At 64.5% G+C, this 17419-nt stretch carries 12 protein-coding genes and 2 tRNA genes; 10 read left to right on the forward strand and 4 right to left on the reverse strand.

Translation table 11 applies throughout. The features are described 5' to 3' along the window. Positions 1-5 precede the first annotated feature (5 nt). The 9 genes from mrdA (at position 6) to PZH32_RS08725 (ending at position 9228) form a co-directional block, all read left to right on the forward strand. Positions 6-2174, forward strand: coding sequence for a penicillin-binding protein 2 (mrdA, locus tag PZH32_RS08685; RefSeq protein WP_275207573.1), 2169 nt, complete (start codon positions 6-8; stop codon positions 2172-2174). A gap of 9 nt (positions 2175-2183) precedes the next feature. Next, positions 2184-3416: a rod shape-determining protein RodA gene (gene rodA, locus PZH32_RS08690; protein ID WP_275207575.1), complete on the forward strand. Its 1233-nt coding sequence runs from the start codon at positions 2184-2186 to the stop codon at positions 3414-3416. Beyond that, positions 3413-4588, forward strand: coding sequence for a YcjF family protein (locus PZH32_RS08695; protein WP_275207578.1), 1176 nt, complete (start codon positions 3413-3415; stop codon positions 4586-4588). The genes rodA and PZH32_RS08695 overlap by 4 nt, the downstream gene beginning before the upstream one ends. Then, positions 4578-6593 (forward strand): TIGR03960 family B12-binding radical SAM protein, encoded by a 2016-nt coding sequence (locus PZH32_RS08700; protein ID WP_275207580.1) that lies wholly within the window; start codon positions 4578-4580, stop codon positions 6591-6593. The genes PZH32_RS08695 and PZH32_RS08700 overlap by 11 nt, the downstream gene beginning before the upstream one ends. Before the next feature lies 1 nt (position 6594). Next, positions 6595-7239 (forward strand): TIGR03936 family radical SAM-associated protein, encoded by a 645-nt coding sequence (locus PZH32_RS08705; protein WP_275207582.1) that lies wholly within the window; start codon positions 6595-6597, stop codon positions 7237-7239. Positions 7240-7351: 112 nt separating this feature from the next. Next, a complete protein-coding gene (locus PZH32_RS08710; protein ID WP_275207583.1) occupies positions 7352-7711 on the forward strand; it encodes a histidine triad nucleotide-binding protein in 360 nt (119 codons plus the stop codon). Positions 7712-7964: 253 nt separating this feature from the next. Then, a tRNA-Asp gene (locus tag PZH32_RS08715) sits at positions 7965-8041 on the forward strand. A 21-nt stretch (positions 8042-8062) separates the two neighbouring features. Continuing rightward, positions 8063-8139: transfer RNA gene (locus PZH32_RS08720), tRNA-Asp, on the forward strand. 150 nt (positions 8140-8289) lie between these two features. Beyond that, positions 8290-9228: a PLP-dependent cysteine synthase family protein gene (locus tag PZH32_RS08725; RefSeq protein ID WP_275207585.1), complete on the forward strand. Its 939-nt coding sequence runs from the start codon at positions 8290-8292 to the stop codon at positions 9226-9228. Between the two features lie 68 nt (positions 9229-9296). Here PZH32_RS08725 and PZH32_RS08730 read toward each other — a convergent pair whose 3' ends face one another. The 3 genes from PZH32_RS08730 to PZH32_RS08740 are packed head-to-tail and all read right to left on the reverse strand — an operon-like array spanning position 9297 to position 14403. After that, entirely contained in the window at positions 9297-11114 is a 1818-nt protein-coding gene (locus tag PZH32_RS08730) for a flavocytochrome c (protein ID WP_275207587.1), read from the reverse strand. 26 nt (positions 11115-11140) lie between these two features. Then, a complete protein-coding gene (locus tag PZH32_RS08735; RefSeq protein WP_275207588.1) occupies positions 11141-11752 on the reverse strand; it encodes a DMSO/selenate family reductase complex B subunit in 612 nt (203 codons plus the stop codon). 14 nt (positions 11753-11766) lie between these two features. After that, positions 11767-14403, reverse strand: a complete 2637-nt coding sequence (locus PZH32_RS08740) for a molybdopterin-dependent oxidoreductase (protein WP_275207590.1) — start codon at positions 14401-14403, stop codon at positions 11767-11769. Positions 14404-14670: 267 nt separating this feature from the next. Between PZH32_RS08740 and PZH32_RS08745 the strand changes: the two genes are divergently transcribed. Continuing rightward, positions 14671-16116: a helix-turn-helix transcriptional regulator gene (locus tag PZH32_RS08745; protein WP_275207592.1), complete on the forward strand. Its 1446-nt coding sequence runs from the start codon at positions 14671-14673 to the stop codon at positions 16114-16116. A gap of 3 nt (positions 16117-16119) precedes the next feature. On the opposite strand, the gene PZH32_RS08750 is transcribed toward PZH32_RS08745, so the two are convergent. Beyond that, on the reverse strand, positions 16120-17394 hold the full coding sequence (locus PZH32_RS08750; RefSeq protein ID WP_275207594.1) for an isochorismatase family protein: 1275 nt from the start codon (positions 17392-17394) through the stop codon (positions 16120-16122). Between the last annotated feature and the right edge of the window lie 25 nt (positions 17395-17419).

Raw genomic sequence — 17419 nt, forward strand, 5'->3', positions numbered from 1 at the left:
GCCCCGTGCTGGTTGCCGTCGTTACGGCTCTTATCGCTGCCCTCATTGCCGTGGTGGTCATTGCCGCGGTGTTTGTGGTGCGCGCGCGCCGCTCCACCCCTCAAGTAGGGGCGAAGAAGGGCGTGAGCCAGGTGGACACCGTGGGCGTGGGCTCGTCCTCGTTCGCGCGGCAGAGCGCGGCCAAGGCGGCCCGCGACGGCGAGGTGACGGTGTCTTCCTCGGAAACCTCGGCCAACGCCAAGCCCTCCGACGGCATGACGCGCCGCTTCTTCGGCCTGGGCATCTTGTCCGCCGGCATTTTGGGCGTGCTCACCACGAAGCTCTGGTCCATGCAGATTCTCGATAACTCCGAATACGCCCATGCGGCCGAGGAGAACCTCTACACCACCGTGAACACGCCGGCACCGCGCGGCTGCATCTACGATCGCAACGGCGTGCCGCTGGTGATCAATCGCTCCACCCAGGCCGTGCTGGCCGACCCCGAGGTGGCCGACAACCGCGATGTCATTCGCCGGCTGGCCACGGTGCTCGGGCTGCCCGCTAACGTGGTGGCCCAGCGCATTGCCGATTCGTCGGCCGGCGCTCAAAGCCTGCGCGTGGTAGCCGACGATGTGCGGCTGCGCGACGTGGCCTTCATTGCCGAGCACGCCGATGCCTTCCCCGGTATCACCGTGGAGGAGCGCAGCGAGCGCGAGTATCCCTACGGGGCTCTGGCCGCTCACGTGCTGGGCTACACGGGCTCTCCGACGAAAAACCAACTGGAAGAGAAGCGCGAGGGCCGCGACCTGTTGGCCATCGACACGGTGGGCGCCGCAGGCATCGAGGCCACCTACGACGACGTGCTTTCGGGGGATCACGGTGAGCGGCTGGTCATGGTAGACGCCGGGGGAGCCGTGGTGTCGGTCATGAGCGAGACGCAGCCCTCCAAGGGCTCCGACATATATCTCACCCTGGATGCCAAGGCCCAGTACGTAGCCGACAAGGCTCTGGCCGATCTGATTGCCCCCTACGGTGTTATCGGCGGGGGCAAGGGCACGAAGGGCGCCGTAGTGGCCCTGGACGTGCGCGATGGCGCGGTGCTGGTCATGTCCAGCTTTCCCACCTTCGACCCCACCAACTTCACCGGCTCCATTCCCGATGAGCTTTGGGAAATCTACCGGCGCCCCACCGCCTATGCGCCGCTCAACAACAACTGCATCAGCGGCCAGTTCATGGCCGCCTCCACCTTTAAGGCCTTCACCTCTTTGGCCGGGCTCGAATATGGCTACGCCAATGAGGGCAGCACCTGGAACTGCACGGGCAAGTGGGACGGCTTCGGCTCCGGTGACGTGCAGAAATGCTGGAACCACGATGGCCACGGCACCCTGGATTTGCATGGCGGCATCGTGAACTCCTGCGACACCGTCTTCTACGAAATCGGCAAGGCCTTCTACGATCACGGCCCCGAGGGCTCTGGCGAGGTATCCGAGACCGCTATGCAGGACTATGTGTCGCAGTTCGGTTTCGGCAGCCAAACTGGCGTCGATTTGGGCGGTGAGGCTTCGGGCGTGGTGCCCACCCCGGCGTGGAAGGCCGAGACGTTCCGCAATCGCCCCGCCGACGGCGTGTGGCGCGGCGGCGATTACACGAACCTGGTCATCGGCCAGGGCGATCTGCTGGTCACGCCCATGCAGGTAGCCTGCGCCTATGCGGCCATTGCCACGGGTCACGTGATGAAGCCGCACCTGCTGGAAGAAGTGCGCAACGGCCAGGGCGACACCGTCGTCACCTACCAGCCCGAGGTGTCCCGCACCCCCGAAGTGACCGAGTCGCACCTCAATTACGTGCGCGACTCCCTGCACGACATGATCAAGGAATCCCACAGCGTGGCGCCCCTCTTCGCCGAGGAGGGCATCGATGCGGCGGGCAAGTCGGGCACCGGCGAGCGCCAGGACCGCAACGATACGGCCTGGTTCGTGGCCTACGCGCCCTATGATGATCCGAAGTACGTGGTAGCCTGCGTTATCGAGGATGGCGGCGGCGGTTCCGATACGGCGGCCCCCATCGTGGCCGAGGTCATGGGTGCCCTGTTCGATTCCGAAAACGGCAAGTCAGATGTGAGCATCGAGCGGTTGCCCGGCTCGACGGGCGAGTCCGTGGAGATCAGCGTCGACTCCGGCGCGCGAACGGACTAGGGGAGCGCCATGGCAGAACTTCCTCAGATTCATTCGGTGCACCATCACGCCTCCCATGCGGCCCATGGCGCCTCGTCGCGCTCCGAGCGTCCCTCGCTGTTCTCGTGGCTCAATCCGCCGCTGCTCATTGTGGTGGGGCTGCTGGTCAGCTACGGCCTTTTGGTGTGCTGGTCGGCCGTGCAGGGCCTTGAGAAGTACAGCTTCAACCGCCAGCTGATGTGCGTGCTCATCGGTCTGGTGCTCATGGTCATCGTGTGGCGCTTCGACTATCGGCGTCTGGCCAACCTCACCACGGCGCTGCTGGCGCTCAACGTCATCCTCATTCTGTCTCCCCATATACCGGGCTTGGGCACCGACGCCGGTATGGGGGCGAAGTCGTGGATCAAGGTGGGCATGCAGGTGCAGCCCGGCGAGTTCGCGAAGGTCACCGTCATCTTGTACGCGGCCAGCTTGGTGGCCCGCTACGGAGGTACCCTCGATGACGTGCGCGAGTACTGCAAGGTGGTCGGGCTCTTGCTCGTGCCCTTCCTCTGTGTGATGACCCAGCCCGACCTGGGCACGGGCCTGGTGTACCTGGCCATTTCGGCGGCCGTCCTGGTTATGGGCGGCGCGAAGGCCCGGTATCTGCTCATCACCTTGGCTCTGGGCATTGCCGCCATTGCCGCGGTGTTCGCCGTGGACGAGTTGCTCAAGTACGAAACCTCGCCGGGGCAGTACGAGTATCGTCTTCTGAAGAACTACCAGCGCAGCCGTCTTTTCGTGTTCTTGAACCCCGATGCCGACTTGTCCGGCGACGGCTACAACCTGGCCCAGGCGAAGATTGCCATCGGTTCGGGCGGCCTGTTCGGCAAGGGGCTTTTGAACGCCACTCAGTCCACCCATGGCTTTCTTCCCGAGGCGCCCACCGATTTCGTGTTCTGCGTGCTGGCCGAGGAGTTCGGCTTCGTGGGCGTGGTGGCCCTCATCGCGCTCTACGGCGCGCTCATTGCCGTCTGCCTGTCCGTGGCGCGCGGCGCCGATAACCTCTACGGCATGCTCATCGTCATGGGCGTCATCGGCATGTGGCTCTTCCAAATTTTGGAGAACATCGGCATGGACTGCGGCCTCATGCCCATTACCGGCATTCCGCTGCCCTTTGTGAGCTACGGCTCCTCGTTTATGATCGTGAACTTTGTGTTGGTCGGACTCATCGGCTCCGTGGGGAGCCACAACAGCGTTTCAGGAAGGAAGGCCACCCCATGAACATCCCCCTCGACATCCCCGCCCTGCTGAAGGCGGCCACCGATATCGACAGTGCCCGCAATACGCCTCTGGCCGTGTCCGTCTACATCGACGACACGGCGCCCGGCGATGTGGTGGGCCACGTGCGCAGCGCCTTCGCTAGCGCCGGCGCCCATACCCGCGTTACCTTGGGTTATTTGGGCGACGGGCTGGTGGAGCCCTATGGCGGCGACGACATGGCCGTCATTGTGGCCGGCTCATCCACGGCCATCGGCGAGCAGGCGGCCCATATTCGCAACGCGGGCATTCCCGTCATGGTGGCCACTACCATGCCGCATCACGTGGCGGCCGCGGCCGAGGCGGCCGGCTTTGCCATTCCCGACGGCGATATCGTGGCGCCGGACATGACCGCGCCGTCGCCTTTGGGGGACGCCCTGGCCTCTTTCGAGCGCCGTGTGACGGCCGGCAGCACCGAGGACGGCGAGCCGCAAAGTGCCCAAGTTATCGAAGCGGTGGAGCACGCGCTGCCGGTGGAGACGCAGCCGGCCTCCGCCGAGCCCCTGCCTTTGGATGACCAGGCCGCTGCCACGCTCGACCGCCGCATGGGCGAGTGGATCATCGCCGCCTGCAAGGACAAGAAGCTTGCCTTCGCCCTGGCCTTCCCCTTTGTGCGCCGCCCGCTTTCCCTGGATGCGGTGCGCGCCACCTCGCTTCAGAATGCCGGCATCGGCGTGGTAGTGTTCATCCCCGGGGCCGATATGCCCATCATGACGCTCAACCAGGCGAAGATGCTCCTGCAGATTGCCGCGGCCTACGGGCAGCCCCTGTCGGCCGAGCGCATCAAGGAGCTGGCCGCCGTGGTGGGCGGCGCCTTCCTGTTCCGCAACATCGCCCGTTCCGTGGCCGGCGTGGTGCCGGTGCTCGGCTGGGCGGTCAAGGGCGCCGTGGGCTTTGCGGGCACCGAGGCCATGGGCCGTGCGGCCATCGAGTACTTCGAGGCCGGCGGTGATATCGTCGGCGTGGCCAACGTGGTGCAGAAGGCTCGCGACGAGGCCGTGGAGGCCGCCTCGAAGGCCGCGGACACGCCTGTGGGACAGAAGGTAGCGGCCGGCGCCAAGGACGCCGGGCTCTCCGCCTTCCGCGCCCTGCGCGGCAAGGGCAAGAACGGCGGGAAGGAGTCTCGTGGCGCTTAGCAATCTGTGGCCGGTGGTAGAGCCGCTGCTGTCTCGCATCGAGCGGCCTGCGCGCTATCTCAATCATGAGTGGGGCTGTGCCCCCGGGCCTGCCGAGGACGACTTCTCCTTCTGCATGATCTATCCCGATACCTACGAGCTGGGCCAGGCCAACCAGGCCGTCCGCATTTTGGTGAACGCGGTGAACGCTACCGAGGGCATGGGGGCCGAGCGCGCCTTCCTGCCGGCGGTGGACATGGCCGACCTCATGCGCCAGGAGCAGGTGCCGCTGTTCTCGCTGGAAAGCTGCGCCCCGGTGCGCGAGTTCGACGCCGTGGGCATCACGCTGCCCCACGAGCTGGCTGCCACCAACGTTCTGGAAACCCTGGACCTGGCGGGCATTCCGCTGCGCACCGAGGATCGCGCCGAGGACGATCCGCTGGTGCTGGGTGGCGGCCCCTGCGCCTATAACCCCGAGCCCTACGCGCCGTTCTTTGACGCCATCATGGTGGGTGAGGGCGAGGAGCAGCTGCCCGAAGTGCTGGGCGTTATTCGCACGCTGCGGGCCGAGGGCGCCCCGCGTGCGGCCATTCTGCGAGCCCTTGCCCAAGTGGGCGGCGTCTACGTGCCGTCGCTGTACCGTTGGCGCTCCGAGGAGGAGGCCCAGGAGGCGGGCAGTTGGGTGGAGCCCTTGTTCGAGGACGTGCCCCCGGTGGTGCACAAGCGCGTGTTCGAGGGCTTCGCCGACAGCGACGCCTTCGAGCCCATGATCGTGCCCTATACCGAGGTGGTGCACGATCGGCTGAACGTGGAGATCCTGCGCGGCTGCGCCCGCGGCTGCCGTTTCTGCCAGGCGGGCATGATGTACCGCCCCGTGCGCGAGCGCTCGGCCGACAACATCGTGTCCGCGGTCACGCGCGGTCTGGCCGAAACGGGCTATGACGAGGTGAGCCTGACCTCGCTTTCGTCGACGGACCATTCCCAAATTGCCGAGATTCTCACGCGGGTGAACGGCGCCTGCGCCGGCCAGGGCATTCGCATCTCGGTGCCCTCGCAGCGTCTCGATTCCTTCGGCGTGGAGATGGCCGAATTGGTGGCCGGGCAGAAGAAGGGCGGACTGACCTTCGCTCCGGAGGCCGGTACTCAGCGCCTGCGCGACGTTATCAACAAGAACGTCACCGAGGACGACCTGTTCTCCGCCATCGACGCCGCCTTCGCGGCGGGATGGCGCCGCTGCAAGCTGTACTTCATGGTGGGTCTGCCCACGGAAACCGATGACGACATCAAGGGCATCGCGAGCCTGGCCCAGCGCGCCTACGACCGCGCCAAGGCCGCCGTGCCGCCCGAGCAGCGCGGCTCCATTCGCATGAGCGTGTCCTGCGCCGTGTTCGTGCCCAAGGCCCAGACGCCCTTCCAGTGGGACGGCCAGATTTCCCCCGAGGAGACGCTGCGCCGCGTGGGGCTGCTCAAGCGCTCGGTGAAGTACAAGGCCGTGGACGTGCACTACCACGATCCGAAGACGTCGTTCGTGGAGGCGGTCATGAGCCGCGGCGGCCGCGAGGTGGCCGACTGGGTGGAAGAGGCGTGGAAGCGCGGGGCGCGCTTCGATGCCTGGACCGAGCTGTTCAACGAGGAGGCCTGGAACGGGGCTGCCGAGGCCCTGGGCATCGATTCGGCTGCCATTGCCCAGGCGGAGTATCCTACCGACTACGTGTTGCCCTGGACCCATATTACGGCCGCTGTTTCGCCGCGCTTCCTGGCGCGGGAGCGTCGCCGTGCCGCCGAGGGCGTCACCACGCCGGACTGTACCTTCGATCAGTGCTCGGCCTGCGGGGCCTGTCCCACGCTGGGAGCCGATATCGAGCTGCAGGAGGAGCGTCCGTTGAAGGAAGGGGAGACGCGAGCGGCGAATCCCTATCGCGTGATCGAGTCGGCCGCCGAGGGCGGGGACGCTGTCGAGGCCGCCGCTCCGGCAGTCGCTGCTGCGGACGGTTCGACCGCGACCGATTCCCAGGAGGTGCGCTAGCATGGCCGATCCTCGTTTGTTCCGCCTGCGGGTGACGTTTCGCGAGACGGGGCGTCTGGCCCTGCTGTCGCACTTGGAGGTAGCCCGTGCCTTAGAGCGCGCCGTGCGTCGCGCCAACTTGCCCTACGCCGTCAGCCAGGGCTTTTCGCCCCACATGCGCATCGCCTTCGGAGCTGCGCTGCCCGTGGGGGTAGGGGGTACGGCGGAGTTCTTCGACCTGTTCCTGACCAAGTACGTGGCGGCCCCTAAGGCCCTGGCGGCTTTGCAGGCCGCCAGCCCGGCCGACTTGTATCCCACGGACGCCCGCTACATCGAGGCGCGGGATGCCGCTGCTTCGGTGGCGTGCCCCATCAGCACCTACGAGGTGCGGCTCTCCGAGGCGCCCACTGCTCTGGTGGTGCCCGAGACCATTACCGTGGTGCGCAAGAAGAAGGAAAAGACCCTGGTGGTAGAGGAGTTCCTGGTAGGTCCGGTGAGCCACGAGGGGGACACCCTGCGCTTCACGCTGGAAGCGAAGCCCACGGGCAGCTTGCGCGCCGATGCCTTCGTACGGGAGCTCATTGCCGCCACCGTGGCCGCGGGCCATGCTGCCGACGGGCTCCATCCTGTAAATTTCATGCGCGTGGATCAGCGCGCCGCCGAATGAGCAGGGGCGCCGGCACGCCAAGACGGTCCTCGGCGCACTTTGCCGTGAAATCCGCGTAGGAGCGCTGGCGAACCGCTATTATGGAACACGTAAGTCAACGAAAGGAACTTTCATGAGCGATTGCCTGTTCTGCAAGATCGTTGCCGGCGACATTCCGTCCGCCAAGGTGTACGAGGACGATATCTGCTACGCCTTCGACGACATCGAGCCCGAGGCGCCGGTGCACACCCTTATCGTGCCGAAGCAGCATTTCGATAATCTGGCCGACAACGTGCCGGCCGAGGTTATCGGCCACATTATGTCGGTGGTGCCCGAGGTGGCGCGCCTGAAGGGCGTGGCCGAGTCCGGCTACCGCACCGTGGTGAACACCGGCCCCGATTCTGCGGCCACGGTGGATCACCTCCACGTGCATTTGCTGGGAGGCACCAAGATGGGCCGCTTCACCTTCGAGGGTTCTGCCCGCCAGGCGTAAGGGGCGGGCGCGCAGAAGAGCGCCGGCCTGTCACGTCGGAGGCGCAGCGCCTCTGATGCCAGCGAGTTCGAACGGGACGCCGGTTTGACCGGCGTCCCGTTGGTTTATCGGCGTTCCGGCGAGGGGCATTATGTGAGTTGTTTACCCGTATTTCCGCAGATGGCTCTTTCTCTGGCCGACGGTTCGGAAATTTCTCGAAAAAACGGCTTGCCACCGCTCGGGTTCTCTGTATAATAGACGAGCTGCTGAAAACGGGGTGTTAGCTCAGTTGGTTAGAGCGCCGGCCTGTCACGTCGGAGGTCGCGAGTTCGAGTCTCGTACATCCCGCCATTTTTAGCATGCACACCATTCGGGGTGTTAGCTCAGTTGGTTAGAGCGCCGGCCTGTCACGTCGGAGGTCGCGAGTTCGAGTCTCGTACATCCCGCCATTTGCATTGAGAGCCGCAGCATCAGCTGCGGCTTTTTCATTTCCGATAACCCCCGAACTTTGAGCGTCCTTGAAGCGGCGCTCCAGCGGCGTCGTGCATCCATGTTAGAATTCCAGCGAGAAACAATGACCCCGAAGATAAGGGGAAGCTATGATCTGCGATAACGTTCTGGAAGCCGTCGGCTCAACACCGCTCGTGCGCCTGAATCACTTGACGGGACCTAACGACGCTCAGGTACTGGTGAAGTTCGAGGGCGTCAACGTGGGCGGCTCGGTGAAGACGCGCACGGCGCTGAAGATGATCGAAGAGGCCGAGGCTCGGGGCGAGGTCACGCCCGACTCCATCATTGTGGAGCCCACCAGCGGCAATCAGGGCGTAGGTTTGGCCCTGGTCTGCGCGGTAAAGGGGCTGAAGGCGCGCATCATCATGCCCGATTCCTGCTCGGAGGAGCGCCGTAAGATCATGGAGCATTACGGTGCCGAGGTCATCCTTGTGCACGACGAGGGCGATATCGGTGCCTGCATCGAGGAATGCATTGCCCTGGCGCAGCAGCTGGCCGCCGAGGACCCGCGGGTCTTCGTGCCCCAGCAGTTCGTGAACCGCGACAACCTGGCGGCCCATGTGGCCGGTACGGCGGCCGAGATTCTGGCCGATGCGGCCGAAGCTGGCCTCGTCATCGACGGCTTCTGCTCGGGCTTCGGCACAGGCGGCACCATTACGGGCATTGGCTCCGAGCTGCGTCGCGTCAACCCGGCTGTGCAGATTTGGGCCGCCGAGCCCGAGCATGCGGCGCTTCTGTCCGGAGGTGCCATCGGTACCCATGTGCAAATGGGCATCGGCGACGGTATCCTGCCGGCCATCATGGACACGGAGCTCATTGACGAGATCGTGGTGGTCTCGGACGATGAGGCCCTGGATGTTGCTCGCCGTCTGGCTCGTGAGGAAGGTCTGTTCTGCGGCATCTCCTCGGGCACGAACGTAGCCTGCGCCCTGCAGCTGGCCCGCAAGCTGGGTCCGGGCAAAACCGTGGTCACTCTGGCTCCCGACACCGGTGAGCGTTACTTCTCCACGCCCTTGTTCAAGAACTAGAGGCCCAAAAAAGAAGGCCCGGTGCGCCGAAGCGACCGGACCTTCCTAAGGGAGGGGAGGCAAATGGGTTAGGCCTGCGTTGCGGCACTCTTGCCGGCGATGCGTCCGAAGACGACGATGTCGGCGACAGCGGTAGTTCCCAGGCGGTTGGTTCCCATGATGTTGCCCGTGACCTCTCCGGCCGCATAGAGGCCCGGAAGAGGGGAGCCGTCGTCCTTCAGGACGCGCGCCGCGGTGTCGATGGCGACACCGCCCATGGTGTAGTGCACCGTCGGCGTGGTGGCGAAGATGCAGTAGGGGCCTTCGCCGATGGGGAACATGTCCCCGCGGTAGTTGAAGGCGGTGTCAGTGCCCGTCTCGCAATCGGCGTTCCACTGGGCAATGGCCGCGGCCACGGCCTCGGTGTTGATGCCGAAGGCTGCACAGGCTTCCTCCAGGGTGTCTCCTTCGGCCCACAGACCAGCGGCTTTCATAGAGTCGATCTCATCCCCGGCCCAGCCGTACATGTCGTCGTCTTCGGCGGCCTGGCGTGTGAAGACGAAGTAGCCAAGGCCGTCCGTCTGGGCGAGCGTGGCCTTGCTTGCCACGTCGCGACGCTCGAGCTCTTCGACGAAGCGGTTGCCCTCTTTGTTGACCATAATGGCGCAACCATAGGCCCGGATGCCGCCGACGTCGAGCATCGATCCCGTGGAAGGATTGCCCGTGGGGTGGGTTTGGATGAATGCCATGTCCAGCAATTCGGCCCCGGCGGCTTCGGCCATGACAATGCCGTCGCCCGTTACGCCGGGGGCGTCCGTGCACAGATAGGAATCATCGAATTCGGCGTTGTACTTTACGCGCATGTCGACGTTGCGGCCGAAGCCGCCCGTTGCGAGCACCACGGAGGAAGCGGCCATCTCAAAAGCCTTGCCGGTGAGAAGGTCGGTACCGCGAACGCCGACCACGGCGCCGGAATCATCCTGCAGCAGTTCGTCCACTTGCGCACTGGCGAAGAGCTGGGCGCCGGCCGAGCGCGCGCCGGCCAGGAGCTTCTGCACGGTGCCAGCGCCGTAGTCCTCGGGGCAGAGGGAGCGCTTGCAGCTGTGACCGCCGTCTTGGACCACGCCCGGGTACCAGGCTACCATCATGTCGTAGGACAGCCAGTTGAACGCATCGAGCGCATGGTCGCACAAGGTGCGGACAAGTTCCGGGTCGCCTTCGTAGTCGCCGCCGGCAAGCATGTCCTCCGCCAGTTTCTCAGGGCTGTCCTCGACGCCGATTTGCTGTTGCGGCCAGCAGCCCGGAGCCGCGAAGCCGAAGCCGGACAGCGCGGTGCTTCCTCCGAAGATATCCATCTTCTCAAGAACGACGACGCTCTTCTCCTCCTGGGCCGCGGTGATGGCGGCGCAGAGGGCGGCGCCGCCCGAGCCTACGACAATCACGTCGGCAGAGGAGGGGAGGGCCTCCTCGCGCGTTCGCTCACCGTGCGGGCGGCTGCTCCATGCTGCCGCGTCTTGGCCGGCGGCTTCCAGGGCCTGTTGTACAGCGCTCAGATAGGCCATGGACGTGAGCGTGGCGCCCGAGACGGTGTCTACATCCAGGGTCTGGTGCTCGATGATGTCCTCTTTCAGAAGGTCTTGCGCCGTGTCTCCTACGCTCAGGGTCTCATGGGAGCGCACAATCTGGATATCGGCCAGCTGGTCGCCCTCGACAATGGCGCGCACGGTGAGCTCGCCGTTGCGTCCCTGGGCAGTTCCCGTGCCGGCTACGGCTTGAGCGCTGCCCGTGCTTGCAAGGCTCTTCTCGGCCTTTTCCTCGGGCGAACATCCTGAAGCAAGGAGCGCGCCGCCGGCGGTGAGCGTCGCCATGGTAAGGAAGCTGCGACGCGAGATGCGATTTTCAGACATGGTTGATTTCCTTTCGTTGGAGCGGCTTAGGCAAGCTCGCAGTCGAGGTTGATGATGACTCCCTCTTTGCCGGCGTGCGGGGAGGGGTTGATTACCAGCGAAGGGTTGGTGGCGCTGGATTCGGGCAAGGGGGCGATATCGCAGGTGTCGCCATATTGGGCGCGCAGCTCATCGATGTCGCCGAAATCCAGGCAGCGCATGAGGCAGGCGTCGACGCAGGCCGGCCGACCGCCCTCCTCCAGGTAGTCCATGCACAAATTGCACTTGCGCGACACGCCGCGTTCGGTGTCGAGGCGCGGTGCGCCGTAGGGGCAGCTTTGGGCGCAGGTGCCGCAGCCGATGCAGACCGATTCGTCCACGTAGACGATGCCGTCCTCCTCGCGCTTGGTCATAGCGCCGGTGGGGCAGTTGGCCACGCAGGCCGGGTTTGCGCAATGGTTGCAGGAAAGGGACACGGCGTACACGAACACGCCGTCCGGTTGCATGATCCCGTCCTTCTCGGTCCAGGTGCCCCCACCGTAGTCGATGACGTTGCGCAGCTTCAGGCCAAGCAGGGTATCGTTCTTGTCGCGGCAGGCCATGACGCAGGCCTTGCAGCTGCCGCAGCGATCGGCGTCGAAATAAAAACCGTATTGCATGATCTTCCTCCTGATTAAGCGACGACGACAGACGGACGCAGATGGTCGAGCTCAAGTTCGCCGTCCCATTTCTTGATGCTGACGAGCACGTTGTTGAACTGGCACTGGCCCTGGCCGCCCAGATGATCGCCCGTCAAGGTGTTGACGTTGCAGCCCTCGTCGATGCCGGTTTCCTCGTTGAGGCGCGTCCAATTGCCCTGGCCGATGATCACCACGCCGGGCATGACGCGGCTCGACGCTTGCACGGTGCGCACGGTCTGGCCGTGGCTGTTGGCAATAAGCGCGATGTCTCCCGTGGCGAGTCCCAGTTGCTCGGCGTCGTAGCTGCTTATCAGCGCGGCATTGGCGAACATCTCGTTCAATGACTTCACTTCCGCCGAATGGGAATGGGCCTGACGAACATGGTGCAGCGAGATCATCTGGAACACCGCGCCCTCAAGACCGTCGCGCTCGCGATTGGCTGCCGCTTCTTCGAAGCCCTCAACGGACGGCTTGTAGGTGGCAATGGGCTCTTTCGGGGTGGTGTGGAACACGGCGAAGTTGTCCACTAGGGCGCGCGAGAAGATCTCCAGCTTGCCCGTAGCCGTGGGCAGTGGGTTTGCCTCGGGGTCGTCGACGAAGTCCTTCATAGCAATATAGGTGTGGGCATCGCCCTTGGAGCGCTCGACCTGGTAGCCACCGTTCTTGATGACGTCGCCGAAGGAAACCATGCCCTCGTGGGGCTCGATGCCCAGCTGATAGGTGTCCACATCTTCTTGAGTGACGGTAACGAGCGGGCTGTACTCGCCCGTCTCGGGGTCGCAGTAGACGGCATCGGCCATGATGGTGTAACCGTCGGCTTCGGTGCTGCCCGTGATGAACCCCGAGGAGTCGATGCCCAAACGATCGGCCAGGTCCTTCATGATGTCGAAGTCGAAGCGACCCTCGTAGAGCGGCTCGATGAGCTGTTCGGAAAAGACGATGGTCTCGCGGTTGAGCGTGCGGGTGTAGCCGCCCTTCTGCTCCCAGGGCGAGATGGCGGGAAGGACGATGTCGCTGAACTGCGCGTCGGGCGACATGACCAGCTCGGAGCACACCATGAACTCGATAAGGCCGGGCGTGCGCAGCACTTCAATGGCCGTGGTCTGATCGTTGTTCTGGTTGAACTGCGCCCCGAGGCCGATCTTGTAGATGCACTTGATGTTCACGGGGTGCTCGCCGTTGACGAAGTCGGTGTGCTTGCCCTCTTTGATGGCTTTCCACCACTGGGCTCCGGGAATGCCGTAGTAAACGCTGGAGTCGTAACCGCCCTTCTCCAGGGTGTAATCGCCGCGCGGTCCCGTGCAGCCCACATTTTCAACGCCGAAGTAATCGCAGGTGCCCCAGCCTTCCTCGACGATACCCGGACCGCCTTGGACGCCCTGGGAGCCGTCGGCGCAGGACACCTCGGCGCCCATGCGGCCCACGTTGCCGGTCATCCAGCCCACGGTGTAGAGCATATGGGCGAATTCGTCTCCGTTGCCGTTGCGGGCCGGAGCCTGACCGGCCTTGAGGGTCATGGGCTTCACGGTGGCCATAGCCTCGGCAAGCTCGCGAATGACCGACGGTGCCGTGCCGCACAGCGCACTGGCCCATTCCGGGGTCTTCGGTGTGCCGTCGTAGGTGCCCAGGATGTAGTCTTTGAAGTTGCCCTTGGTGTCTTCCCCTTCGGGCATGTGGTCGGCGTCGAAGCCAACGCAATAGGTGTCGAGGAAGTCCTGGTCTTGCAGGTTGTTCTCGATCATATGATAGGCAATGGCAGCCAAAAGGGCGCCGTCAGTGGTGGGACGGCAGGGTACCCATTCGGCGCCCAGGGCCTGGCAGGAGGGGCTGAACCACGAGTCGACGATAATGACGCGCGCGCCGGCTTCGCGGGCCTGCTGGATATAGTAGGTGTTCGAGCCGCCTGCGCCCCAGATGGGGTTGTAGCCCCACAGCACTACCAGCTGGGCATCCATGAGGGAGAAGCGATCATTGGCCGCAGAGAAGAAGCTGCCCTTGATGGTGTTGGCCACCAGCGGCCAGGCGCCCTTGGATTGCTGGCCCCACATGGAGACGTAGCCGCCGTAGGCCGCCAGCAGGGGAGCCGGCACCAGCTCGACGTTGCCGAAGGCTTCGTTGCCATAGGTCTCCTTGATGCGCTTGAGCTCCGCAGCCGTCAAGTCCAGGGCCTCGTCCCAGCTGATGCGCACCCACTCGTCCCTTCCGCGCAGGGTGACGTCGCCCCCGCCCGGCTCCCAATGGGCGCGCTTCAGGGGGTACTTGATGCGATCGGCGCCATAGACGAACTGGCGCAGCGAACGGCCCTTCACACAGCCGCGCTGCTGGGGGCATTCCAGCGTGTCGGCATGGCCGTCATCGGTCTTCTGGCGCACCACCTTTCCGTCCTGCACGTAGGCCATGTTCTTGCAGCCGCAGTGGCAGGTAAGCCAGCAGGCCGCTGTCTTCCATTCGCCGCCTTCCAAGCTTGCGGGTTTCCAGGCACTTTCCGTCGAGCCGGTCTCGGCCAGGGTGTCCTGCGCATTTTTGGGCGCGCAGCTTGTGAGGGCGAGCGTAGCCGCGCCAGCAGCCGCTGCTGTGAAGCCGCGTCGCGTGAGACGGCTTTCCATAAGTTTGTCAACGAGTTTGGTCATGTCCTCTCCTCCCGTTAGGGCTTTGCTGCTCATGGGTGCCTCAAGGCCCCCATCGATGGGCCCCATTGTGCGCAGCGGCGGTGCAGGGCGCATCAGCCGTGGGAAAAAGAAGGGGTTATCTTTGATAACCCGAAAGATAGTCCTCTGAAACTCCTGATCAAAATTATTTTCAGTTAGATATAGATAGACCGATCCTTGCGAGCGGACCGATATTTTTCGAAAATGAAGTATGCTGATACCAGCGAAACAGCGAGGGGGAGGATGCGCATGAACCGGCTGGAGAAGCTCTATCGAGGGCTGGCGGGCATACCGCTCGTGTTCCTGGGCATTGGCGTGCAGCGCGCCTGGGCCGCCCTGCTCTTCGATGGGAGCATCTTCGCTACTTCGAGCGTCGAGGCCTATGTGGCTGGCATGGCCTGCACGGTAGTGGTGAATGTTCTGCTGGCTGCTTTTGCGCCGCGCCTGTGCCCGCTCTACCGTCGTTCGTGGCTCATTGGTGCCGTGGCGGGGTTTGCCTGCTTGGGATCGGCGCTCATTGTGGTGGATACGTTGCTGATAGGTCGGGGCGTGCTGTCGTTCGCGGGCACGATGCTGGCCATGACGGCCACGGGCGCGAGCATGCTTGTGTGGTGCGAGTTCTTCGGCTCCCTCAACGTGACCCGCGTCGCGCTCTTTTACTCAGCGGCTCTGGTGCTCGGCGAGCTGCTGACGTTCTTCCTCTCGAGTATGCCGGCCGAGCGTCTTTGGCCTTTGATGATCGTCATGCCGTTGTTCAACATAGTATGGGCCTGGGACAGCTGCGTGCGCTCGGCCCGCGAGCCAGGTTCTCGTATTGATGCCCCGCTCTTCGGGGACGGCAAATCCGGGCGCGTGACCTATCCGGTCAAGCTGGTGGTGCTCATGGCCGTGGTCTCCTTTGCCGAGAGTTTCTATCTTGTCTCGGAGGACCCGTCGTCAGTGTTTGTGCTTTTGTGCAGCGTGGCGCTACCTTGCCTTATTGTCGTTGCCGTGTTGAGCGGATCGACACGCTTTCGCGTGGATCGCGTCTACCGCGTGGTGGTGCCACTCGTCATTGTGGCGATGATTACACTCATGCCGGGCTTGGGGGTGCATGGTGGCCTGTCCGCGGGTCTTTTTAGCGCGGGCGATATCGGATTTGCCATCGTCGTGATGATTGTGTTTTCCGGCATCAGCTACCGGTACGGATTGAGTGCGGTGCGTTTGAACGGCATCGAGCGCGGGGCTCGCTACGCGGCCTACATTGTCGGCTGGCTTCTGGGCGAGTTGATGCTGCCGGCTTTAACCGATGATCAGGTTTTCGGCCTGCGTGTGGCGCTCTCCGTGATATCCGTGGCTCTGTTCGTCGTGCTCTTCATGGGCAATAGCGACATGTTCGCCCGCTGGGGCGTGCAGGTGGTTCGGCCGTCGGAGGGCGCCGGCGAGCCGGAGGTGCGCATCGACTATGATGACCAGGCCTTGCGCGCCCTGGCCTGCGAGTCCCTTGCGAAGGAATTCGGGCTCACGGCGCGCGAGCAGGAAATAGCACTGCTCTTGGCTCAGAAGAGAACCAACCTGCAAATAGAGAAGCACCTTGTTATTGCCCAGGGCACGCTTAAGGCCCATGTCAGCCATATCTATACGAAGCTAGACGTGCATAGCCGCAACGAATTCTACGCCGCGCTCGAAGCGGCCGAGCGTCGACTGGCCGGCTAAGACCTACAGCGCCAGCGACTCCAGAATGAGCTGGGCGCGGGTGCCGATGGGGGTGCGGTTGCTCTCCAGGAAGGGGCGAATCTCGCTGCGCTTCAGCACGAAGGGGCGAATGAGCTCCGCATCCTCGGGCCGCGCTTCGCCGGCTGGCTCCACGAAAGCGTACACCACCTGTACGCTTTCTTCCGACATGCCCGTCGATGAGAAGCCGGTCTGCGGCAGTACGCGCACGGCCTCTTCGCCCAAATCCTCGCGCAGGCGGTAGCCCGTCTCTTCGGCCAGCTCGCGGGCCACGGCCTCCCGAAGCGACTCGTCGCCGTCGATGAGCCCAGCGGGGAAGGAGATGCACCACGAGTTCAGCGGATAGCGGAACTCGCGAATGAGCAGGATGGAGCCGTCGGGCAGAATGGGCACCATGCCCACGGCGTCCGTGCGCGGCGCCTCACCGGCGCCCAGATGGGCAAGCTGGGCGGCAAAGGCCTCGGGTCCCTTGCGCGAGGCAGCCTCGTAGGTATAGGGCTTGCCGTCGACGGTGATGTAGTGCAGCAGGTACTTGTTGATCCAGCCCGTGGACACGGTCTCAATGGAGTCAAGGTGGGGCACTGGCTCGGGGGCGCTTGCCGCATCGGCCTCTTCGCCGGCTATTTTGCGCTCGAGGGCCACGGCGCGGGCGACCTCGTCTTCGGTGTCCCGTACGTACTCAAGGCCCCCTGAGGCCAGCTCGTCGGCGTGGATAAGCGACACTCCGATAAACTCCATATCGGCCAGGTTGGCCTCTTGCACCTCGGGCGTGCGCGAAGAGGTGGCGTCGCGCACCACGGCCACGTTGAAGCCCAGGGACAGCCCGTCGTAAGCGGTAGAGCGCACGCAGTTGGGAGTGGTGGTGCCGGCCAGCACCACGGTGGTGATGCCCTTCTGACGCAGGAGCGCCGCCAGCTCGGTGCCGAAGAAAGCCGAGAAGCTGGGCTTGAAGATGACGGGCTCGCCGGAAAGGGGAGCCAGCTCCTTGGGGCAGCCAAGGCTCTCGGGCCACGCCGTGGACAGGGGGCGGCCGCCCTCGGCCCAGGCCTCCCAGCGCACTGCCTCCACGTTGCTGCCGTCCGCGGCGTACTGGCGGCGCACGTGTACGACGGTCATACCATGGGCTCGGGCGCCCTCCAGGGCGCGGGCGCAGGCAGGCACCGTTGCGGCGGCGCCGGCAATGCAGAGGGGAGAGGCGGTATCGATAAAGCCCTCCTGCATGTCAATGAGAATAAGGGCGGCGCGCTGGGGATCGATCATGGGGGCTCCTCGCTGTCAGGGTTGA

Origin of the sequence: Adlercreutzia equolifaciens, from assembly GCF_029076695.1 — a bacterium.
GTDB classification, from domain to species: Bacteria; Actinomycetota; Coriobacteriia; order Coriobacteriales; family Eggerthellaceae; genus Adlercreutzia; species Adlercreutzia equolifaciens_A.